The sequence below is a fragment of the Arthrobacter sp. CAL618 genome, assembly GCF_000468215.1.
Classification (GTDB): domain Bacteria; phylum Actinomycetota; class Actinomycetes; order Actinomycetales; family Micrococcaceae; genus Arthrobacter_D.
In genome coordinates this window covers 4,943-12,893 of the sequence record NZ_ASZW01000115.1, presented here as the reverse complement: position 1 = coordinate 12,893, position 7,951 = coordinate 4,943, and the positions used below count along the sequence as shown (strand labels likewise).

Sequence of the window (7,951 nt, the reverse complement as noted above, 5' to 3'; positions counted from 1 at the left end):
GCCCGCCGTGCCCCTGGCCGGGTACGGGAGCGTTCGGGTGGCGCTGGGCGGTGTCACCCGGGTACGCAATATTCTGGCGGACTTCGCACCGGACATCATCCACCTCGCTTCGCCCTTTGAGCTGGGGTGGCGGGCGGTGCGTGCTGCCGAGCAGCTTGGCATTCCCGTGGTTGCCGTCTACCAGACTGATGTCCCCGGCTACGCCGCCCGCTACGGTGTCCCATTCCTCGCCAATTGGGCGTGGCAGCGGGTGGAGAACATTCACTCAGGCGCCGCCCGCACCCTGGCGCCGTCCACCTCAGCTGTCGACCAGCTGCGCGGGCACGGTATTCCGCGGGTGCATCTGTGGCGGAGGGGGGTCGATACGCGACGGTTCCACCCCGGTCGGCGGGACCACAAACTGCGGTCGGTGCTCGCCCCCGGAGGGGAACGCCTGATCGGGTACGTTGGCCGGCTCGCCGCCGAGAAGCAGGTTGAGGATCTGCGGGTCCTGGCTGATATCGAAAACACCCGACTGGTGATCATCGGCGATGGCCCCCTGCGGGGCGCCCTGGAGGAGGCCCTCCCGAACGCGGTCTTCACGGGGTTCCTCGGTGGGGAGGAACTGGCAGCAGCCGTCGCCAGCCTTGACCTCTTTGTGCACCCCGGCGAACTCGAAACCTTCTGCCAGACCATCCAGGAGGCCATGGCCTCCGGCGTGCCGGTCGTTGCCACCGGCCGGGGCGGACCCCTGGACCTCGTCGATATCTCCCGTACCGGTTGGCTCTATACGGCCGGCAACCTGGACCAGATGCGCGGCCAGGTGATGGACCTGATCGGGGATGACGCGAAACGTCAGGCGTTCGCGGAGGCCGCCTTCGCGAGCGTGCAGGGCCGCACCTGGCCGGTGCTCTGCGAGCTGTTGGTCCAGCACTATGAAGAGGTCATGGAGGAACATGCGCTGCTTCGTCTCTGAGGCACAGGGCGGTGTAGCCGCCACCGCGGTATGAGCGAGCGCACACGGCGGTACGTGGCGCTCGGCGATTCCTTCACCGAGGGGGTGGGGGATCCGAGCAAACACCTGCCCAACGGCGTCCGCGGCTGGGCCGACCGGGTGGCCGAACGGCTGGCGAAGGACCAGCCGGGATGGGAATACGCAAACCTGGCGGTGCGCAGCAAACGACTGCGCCACATCACCGCCGAGCAACTGGAACCAGCGCTGGCACTGCGCCCCACCTTGATCACCCTCTACGCCGGAGGCAATGACATTCTCGACGCCGGAACCTCGGTGCCGCTCCTCCTCACGGCGTACGAGGAGCTGGTGGCACCGTTGGCGGCGACCGGGGCCAGGGTGCTCCTGTTCACGGGGTACGACGTCGATGTGTCCCCCGCGCTCCGGCTGCTGCGCAAGCGCCACCAGCTCTATAACGACGGCGTCCGCCAGATCGCGGACCGGTACGGCGCGGACCTGGTGGATTACTGGGGCTTCGAAGCCTATGAGGACCGGCGCATGTGGGGGCCGGATCGGCTGCACATGTCGAAGGCTGGCCACAAATACATGGCCACCCGAGTGCTGGACCTCCTGGAGGTGCAGCACTCAGTGAAACTGAAGGACTGGGAGCCAGCGGTCCCAAGGACATTCAGGGAGTGGGAACGCGCCCAGCGCCGATGGATCCACGACTGGGTGCTGCCATTGGCGGGGCGCAAGATCCGCCGGGTCACCCTCGGGGACAACCTGCCCCCGCGCTGGCCCACCCCGGTGGTGGTGCCACCGAAAGGCGGGCTTCGCCGCCTCGTGAAGGACCAGGGCCTGCCTGCGGTGCTGGGCGGTCCCGGCGTGCCCTAGCTTGCCCCCACAATCAGCAGGATCCCGGCGAACACCACACCTGAGACGATCAGGGTAACCATGGTGTAGCCCAGGATGTCGCGCATCTTCAGGCCAGCGATCGCCAGCAGCGGCAGGGCCCAGAAGGGCTGGATCATATTGGTCCACTGGTCGCCGTAGGACACGGCCATGATCGCTACTGCGGGGTCTACGCCCAGCCGTTCGGCTGCGTCGAGCATGATCGGTGCCTGCACCGCGAACTGTCCGCCACCTGATGGTACGAAAAAGTTCACCAACCCTGCGGAGAGCAGGGCGAACAAACCAAACGTGGTGGGGTTGGCGATGCTCACGAACGCGTCCGAAACCACGTTGATGAGGCCCGTCGTCGTCATGATGCCCATGATTCCGGCGTAGAGAGGGAACTGGAGAAGAATTTCGCCGACGTTTGACGCAGCGTTCTTGGTCAGCGCGATCAGCTCGAAGGGGCTGCGGACCAGGAGGAATAGCAGGGCGAGGAACGTCCAATTGACGATGTCCAGGGTGGCGGTGCCGCCCTGCACATAGTGGACCACCAGGTAGGCAACCAGCGCCATGCCCAACAACGTGGTGAGGATACGGCTGGCGTCGATGCGGTCGGCGGGGGTGACGACGTCGTCGTTCAGCGCGACGTCATCGGTGTGCCGGGCGTCGACCTGCAGCTCGGAAATCCTGTCCCCGGAGCGGGGAGACACCAGTGCCAGGGCCGCGCTCACCAGGACAATCGTGGCGATGGCGGCAGTGATGTTCCACCAGGAGAAGGTGGTTTCGGTGATGGGGATGGTGGTGCCGAGCTGCTCGGCGATGAATGAACCCTCGGTCGCCGCGGTCAAGGGGCCGGACCCCGAGTAGCCCATATGCCACACCACGAAACCGGAGAACCCTGCTGCGACCAGCATCGGGAAATGCAGTGCCATGCCGCGCTCGCGGGCCTGCGCGGCAACCTCTTTGGCGAGCAGGCCGCCGACGACGAGGCCCAGCCCCCAGGTGATCAGCGACGCCGTGGCGGCAACCACGAACACGAAAACATAGGCCTGCATCGGGCTTCGGGGGATCCCGCCGAGACGGGCCAGCAGTTTCCGGACCGGCCCGGTGTGGGCCAGCGCGTGGCCGAGCAACAGGATGAGAGCCATCTGGGTCATAAAGGCGAGCAACCCTGACAGGCCGTCGCCCCACCCGTTGAGGACGTCAACCGGCCCCGCATCCGTGAAAATCAGCGCGGCGACAGCGACGACGAGGCTGAGTACGACGGCGAACACCAGCGCGCTGGGGAGGAAGCGTTCAACCACCGAGTTGATCGGACGCATCGCAGCCGACACCGCTGATGTTTTTTGTTTTGCTGGGGGACCGGAGGTCGGCATGGCTGGGTTCTCCTGTGAATAGACGTCATTGTCGGTTCGGTAGGGCTCCGATCCGGCACCAACGTTACTTCACCGGCAACCGCCGCGGGTCAATCTGTACGACAATGGTGTCCACAGCATCATCCCCACCAACTGCCGTGGAAAGGTAAGCCGTTGATCAAAGAGATCGCTGTTTTCAGTGGACAAGCAAGTGGGGGATTCGCCGAGGAGATCTGCGGGCACCTGGGTGTGCCGCTGCTCCCGTCACGGCTGCAGCGCTTCGCGAACGACTGCCTGGAAGTGCAGTTGCTGGAAAACTGCCGTGAACGGGACGTATTCATTGTGCAGCCGCTGGTCAAGCCAGTGCAGGAGAACCTGATGGAGCTGCTCATGATGATCGACGCCGCCCGCGGGGCCTCCGCGGGACGCATCACGGCCGTGATGCCACACTATTCGTACGCGCGTTCCGACAAGAAGGACGCACCGCGCATCTCCATCGGCGGCAAGCTGGTGGCGGATCTTCTCACCACCGCTGGCGCATCCCGGGTCCTCACCATGACCCTGCACGCGCCGCAGGTGCAGGCGTTCTTCGGCGTTCCCGTGGATCAGCTGCACGCCCTGCGGGAACTCGCCGCCCATTTCAAGGACCTGGACCTGAGTAACGCCATCGTGGTGTCTCCTGATCTGGGCAACGCGAAGGCCGCGACCGCGTTCTCCCGACTGCTGGGCACGCCGGTCGCCGCCGGGGCCAAGGAACGGTTTGAGAATGACCAAGTCCGAATCACCTCCATCATCGGCGACGTCAGAGACAAAGACATCGTGGTGCTTGACGACGAGATCGCCAACGGCAGCACCGTTCTGGAGTTGCTGGATCACCTGGCGAAAATGGGAGCACGGAAGGCGCGGGTGGTCTGCACCCATGGCATCTTCTCCAACGGAGCCGTCGAGCGGATCGCCGAGCGCGACGACGTCATTGAGGTGCTCTGCACCGACACCGTTCCCATCGGGGAAGACAAGGCTCATCCGAAACTGAAAGTCATTTCGGTGGCCAACGCCTTCGCCGAAGCGATCCGCCGTATCCACACCGGAGAATCGGTGAGCGCCCTCTTCCAGTCAGAGGACATCAGGGTCTGACGTTGTTCGCGGTCGCGGCGGAACCCGGGGTAGCCGTCGGGGTGTTGCCGTTGTCAGGTCGTCCTCCGGCATCACTACGGTGAGGTGGCGGCCCAGGGTCGCTGCCCTAGGTGGCTGAAGCCAGACGTCGTCGGAGTTCGTCCGCCGCGCCGCTCTGCGGGTTTCCTTCCGGCAGTGGTCCACGGCCCCAGAGCCAGAGCAGCAACTCGGCGGGCCTGCCGCTGATCTGGGCATCAGCCCGGTCACTGACCTGGCGTTCAAGGGTGACGACGTCCGGGGCGATAGCCAGGGTCCAGGCTAGTCCTGCGCTCCGCAGGGTGATGGTGGCGCCGCTGGCGTCGTCGTCGGGCTTGCTCCGGACGAGCATCACGGTGAGGATTTCATCGATGCCGTCCACCGCAAGGTCGGGGTCGATTGGGTGGGGATGGCCCAGCGCGGATTCGAGGTCATAGCGGTGGATGGACGTTTCGTGGGCGAGCCTGCGGATCCAGAAGCCGACCGTCTGGTCGTCCTTGACCCAGGTGAAAGCCGGATCCGTTGGTGCGTGGGCATCGAACTGGTCCATCAGCCGCGCGTAGCACTGTTGCAGCGCGGGGATCGGCTGCATCTGGTCCAGCTCTGGTGGCGGCCAGGTCCCGGTCGGCCTGGCACCGGTCCGGATGGACTCGGACTTGTGAAGGTACACCATCGCCGTGTGGCGAATCAGGTCCTCCCCGGTCCAGCCCGGGCAGGCGGATACCGCAGAGATCAGGGCCGAGGGTGCCAACTCAACCATCCGGGAGTGGTCGCGGGCCAGCAGCGCACGGTACCGGTCGAAGGGAAGGGCGTACGGATACGGAGCTGTCATTACCCGAGTCTAGGCACAATGCCGGCGGAAGGCCGTGAGCCCGGCGGCCAGGAACCGGTGCGGGGCTCGTCCGGCCGCAAAGACTCATCGCGTGCTTGCATCCCGAATGTTACTGGCCGGTAATATAGGTTCATGCACCTTCTGTTTCGGACCCTGCTGACCCTGTTCACCTCCAGACGCCGCCCAAAGTTGAGTATCTGGGGAGAGTCTTCATTGCCGCTCCGCGTCCTGCCCACGGACATTGACATCGCAATGCATGTCAACAACGGCATGTATTTCTCCCTCATGGACCTGGGCCGGTTCGACCTGATGATCCGCAGCGGCACCTGGTCAATGATGCGGCGTAGGGGCTGGAGCCCGGTAGCCAACGGCGAGACCATCAGCTTCCGCAAATCCCTGACCCTGGGTCAGCAGTACACCATCGAGACCCGCATTGTCGGGTTCGACGAGCGTGCCATCTACTTCGAGCAGCGGATGGTCAGTGGTGGCGAAATCTACGCCAAGGCGGTCATCGCCACCCGGCTGGTCTCCAAGAACGGCCCGGTCAGCAACGAAGACATTTTCGCCGCCCTGGGGCAGCCCCCTGCCGCCCTGGTCCTGCCGGAATGGATCCACGAGTGGCGCCTGAACAACTCATTGCCCAGCACCAGGCGCCCCGCCCCGCACGTCTGGGTCCGGTAGGCCTGGTTCGAGTTTCCCGCACGCGGAAGGTGCCAGCCGGCCGCCCAGCGGGACTTATTCGGTTGAGAAATCAGTGAACTCGCCGGTCGGAGCACCGTAGGACCCGTCGACGTCGTTCACCCGTCCGGGAGCGGCGGCGGAGCCAAGCCAGGAGGCCAGTTCATGGACCGCCCGGTCGGCGCCCTCGGCCACGATCAGCACTGACCCGTCTGCCCGGTTCGAGGCGATGCCTGAGAGCCCCAGCGCCAGAGCCCGTTTGCGGGTGTAATAGCGGAACCCGACACCCTGCACGGTTCCGGTCACGGTCGCTGTGAGCCGGGTTTGCTGCTGTTCATTCATCGGTTCAGCGTAGCGAACCACCTCTCAACCCCCTAGGTTTGAGGGTATGCCTGCAACCGAAACATCCAGCACGTCCAGACCACCCGAGCCAGACCTCCTGATCCGCCTCGCCGAGGCTCACCGCGTGGGCACAGCGTTCCGGGGCTGGGACGGCCAGGAAAAGAGTGTCAGCCCGCAGACCCTGACGAAAGTGCTGAGCGCGCTCGGTGTTGCCTGCGAAACGAACGACGACGCCGTCCGGGCGCTGCACGACGCCGAAACGGCTCCCTGGCGGCGGACGCTCCCTCCCGTCGTCGTCGGCCGGGAAACGGTGGTCCAGGACGTTCCGATTATTACCCCAGCGGGAAGCCGGCCGACCATTCGCCTCTTGCTCGAAGACGGACAGCTGAGGGAACTGGAGCTGTCCGGCAGCGCCGTTGAGCAGTCAGAGATCGACGGCGTCCCCCTGGAACGCCTGCACCTCACCCTCCCGGGTGATTTGCCGCTCGGGTGGCATACCCTGCACGCGGTCCAGGCCGATGGCGCCGTCGCAGAGTGCACACTGGTTGTGACTCCACAGCGGCTGAACACCACGGCGCGGCTCAACCGAACCTGGGGGCTGATGGCCCAGCTGTACTCGGTGCGGTCCAAGGACTCGTGGGGGGTCGGGGACATCGCTGACTTGGGTCAGCTGGCAGCCTTCTCGGCGAGCAGGGGGGCGGGGTTTGTGCTGATTAACCCCTTGCATGCCGCCGAACCCGCTCCTCCTGTCGAACCCTCACCGTATCTGCCGTCTACCCGGCGCTTCTTCAACCCGCTTTATCTTCGGGTGGAGAACGTCCCCGAGTACGCGGCGTTGACTGCCGGGGCGCGGGATGCCATCGAACACGATGCTGTGACCCTGCGGCAGGCCAACAGCGACGCTGACATTCTGGACCGGGACAGCAGCTACGCCGCGAAGCTCAGCGCGCTGGAGAGCATCCACCAGGTGCCACTGAGCGACGAAAGACAACGTTCCTTCGATGAGTTTCGGGCGCAGGAAGGTGAGGGCCTGGAAAGCTTCGCCCTCTGGTGCGCGCTCGCAGAAACCCTGCCCGCGGGAGCACCCGAATGGGACGACCAGTCCTACCTCGACACCCGGCGCGTAGCCCTGGCGGACCGGATCGGGTTCTACCTCTGGCTGCAATGGCTCTGCGATGAGCAGCTTGCCGCAACGCAGCAGGGCGCGCTCGACGCCGGGATGACCATCGGTATCATCCATGACCTGGCCGTCGGCGTGCACTCCCACGGGTCCGACGCGTGGTCCCTGCGCAGCGTCCTCGCGGAAGGGATTAGCGTCGGCGCACCACCAGACATGTTCAACCAGCAGGGCCAGGACTGGAGCCAGCCGCCGTGGCATCCTGGCCGCCTGGCCGAATCCGGGTACACCGCCTATCGGGACATGCTGCGCACGGTCCTCAAACACGCCGGTGGTATCCGCGTGGACCACATCCTCGGCCTGTTTCGCCTCTGGTGGATCCCCGCCGGCGGCGGGTCCGGCGACGGCACCTACGTCTATTACGACCACGAGGCGCTCATCGGCATCCTGGCCCTCGAAGCGCAGCGGGCCGGCGCCGTCGTCATCGGCGAAGATCTCGGCGTGTTTGAGCCCGGGGTGCAGGACTACCTGGCCGAGCGCGGCATCCTGGGCACCTCGATCCTCTGGTTCGAGCACGACGACGACGGCCCGCGCCGTCCCGAAAGCTACCGCCAGGCATGCCTGACCAGCGTCACCACCCACGACCTGCCGCC

At 65.6% G+C, this 7,951-nt stretch carries 8 protein-coding genes; 5 read left to right on the top strand and 3 right to left on the bottom strand.

The genetic code is table 11. The annotated features are described in order from the left end of the window. The coding region (locus K728_RS0107225) for a glycosyltransferase family 4 protein (RefSeq protein WP_443110941.1) at nt 1-955 on the top strand (955 nt) is incomplete at its 5' end. A gap of 30 nt (nt 956-985) precedes the next feature. Beyond that, a complete protein-coding gene (locus tag K728_RS0107220) occupies nt 986-1,825 on the top strand; it encodes an SGNH/GDSL hydrolase family protein (RefSeq protein ID WP_019484114.1) in 840 nt (279 codons plus the stop codon). On the opposite strand, the gene K728_RS0107215 is transcribed toward K728_RS0107220, so the two are convergent. Beyond that, nucleotides 1,822-3,201, bottom strand: coding sequence for a short-chain fatty acid transporter (locus K728_RS0107215; RefSeq protein WP_019484115.1), 1,380 nt, complete (start codon nt 3,199-3,201; stop codon nt 1,822-1,824). The genes K728_RS0107220 and K728_RS0107215 overlap by 4 nt on opposite strands. A 156-nt stretch (nt 3,202-3,357) precedes the next feature. Between K728_RS0107215 and K728_RS0107210 the strand changes: the two genes are divergently transcribed. Continuing rightward, complete coding sequence (locus K728_RS0107210; protein ID WP_024476315.1) at nt 3,358-4,314, top strand: ribose-phosphate diphosphokinase; 957 nt, start codon at nt 3,358-3,360, stop codon at nt 4,312-4,314. Between the two features lie 106 nt (nt 4,315-4,420). Here the strand turns inward: K728_RS0107210 and K728_RS0107205 are convergent, their stop codons facing one another. Then, entirely contained in the window at nt 4,421-5,161 is a 741-nt protein-coding gene (locus K728_RS0107205; protein ID WP_019484117.1) for a maleylpyruvate isomerase family mycothiol-dependent enzyme, read from the bottom strand. Between the two features lie 132 nt (nt 5,162-5,293). Here K728_RS0107205 and K728_RS0107200 point away from each other — a divergent pair, with 132 nt between their 5' ends. After that, complete coding sequence (locus K728_RS0107200; protein WP_019484118.1) at nt 5,294-5,842, top strand: acyl-CoA thioesterase; 549 nt, start codon at nt 5,294-5,296, stop codon at nt 5,840-5,842. A gap of 54 nt (nt 5,843-5,896) precedes the next feature. Here the strand turns inward: K728_RS0107200 and K728_RS0107195 are convergent, their stop codons facing one another. Further along, on the bottom strand, nt 5,897-6,181 hold the full coding sequence (locus K728_RS0107195) for an acylphosphatase (RefSeq protein ID WP_024476314.1): 285 nt from the start codon (nt 6,179-6,181) through the stop codon (nt 5,897-5,899). Between the two features lie 46 nt (nt 6,182-6,227). Between K728_RS0107195 and malQ the strand changes: the two genes are divergently transcribed. After that, on the top strand, nt 6,228-7,951 hold a 1,724-nt coding region (gene malQ / locus K728_RS18750; RefSeq protein ID WP_272944185.1), incomplete at its 3' end, for a 4-alpha-glucanotransferase.

Coding starts and splice junctions, on each gene's coding strand:
- K728_RS0107220 (WP_019484114.1), top strand. CDS start 986: ATGAGCGAGCGCACACGGCGGTACGTGGCGCTCGGCGATTCCTTCACC.
- K728_RS0107215 (WP_019484115.1), bottom strand. CDS start 3,201: ATGCCGACCTCCGGTCCCCCAGCAAAACAAAAAACATCAGCGGTGTCG.
- K728_RS0107205 (WP_019484117.1), bottom strand. CDS start 5,161: ATGACAGCTCCGTATCCGTACGCCCTTCCCTTCGACCGGTACCGTGCG.
- K728_RS0107200 (WP_019484118.1), top strand. CDS start 5,294: ATGCACCTTCTGTTTCGGACCCTGCTGACCCTGTTCACCTCCAGACGC.
- K728_RS0107195 (WP_024476314.1), bottom strand. CDS start 6,181: ATGAATGAACAGCAGCAAACCCGGCTCACAGCGACCGTGACCGGAACC.